Raw genomic sequence first — 514 nt, 5'->3', positions numbered from 1 at the left:
TCAGCGCCGCCTCCCGGGCGGTCGGGTAGGCGTACCCGCGCCCGGTGGTCACCAGCTGCTGGGCGAAGCGGTAGCGCGGCGCGAGTCGGGCCGGGGTGTCGTCGGCCAGGGTGCGGGCGGCCAGCTCGGGCAGTGCGGCGAGCGCCTCCCGTTCGGCCGCCGGGAGCACGCCGTCACCGGCCCGGACGCCCTCGATGAGCATCAGCAGGGCGAGCAGCTCCGCGGTGTACGTCTTGGTGGCGGCCACCGCCCGCTCGTGCCCGGCGGCGATGTCGATGCTCAGCTCGGCCGTCTCGACCAGTGGCGAGTCGGGGGCGTTGGTCACCGCGAGGGTCAGCGCGCCGGAGGCCCGCGCGGCACGCAGCACCTCGGCCAGGTCGGGTGAGCCGCCGCTCTGGCTGACCCCGACGACCAGCGCGTCGGACAGGTCGGGTGAGCCGCCGTAGAGGGTGACCACGCTGGGTGAGGCCAGCCCGGCGGGCAGGCCGAGGCGGATCTCGGTCAGGTACGCCCC

At 76.3% G+C, this 514-nt stretch carries 1 protein-coding gene; it reads right to left on the bottom strand.

The annotated features are described in order from the left end of the window. The coding region (locus tag F8279_RS29820; protein ID WP_151501724.1) for an SIS domain-containing protein at nucleotides 1–514 on the bottom strand (514 nt) is incomplete at both ends.

Origin of the sequence: Micromonospora sp. AMSO1212t (assembly GCF_008868145.1) — a bacterium.
Taxonomy (GTDB): Bacteria; Actinomycetota; Actinomycetes; order Mycobacteriales; family Micromonosporaceae; genus Micromonospora; species Micromonospora tulbaghiae.
Note: the sequence above shows the minus strand (reverse complement) of the source record. Positions and strands in the feature narration are given on the sequence as shown.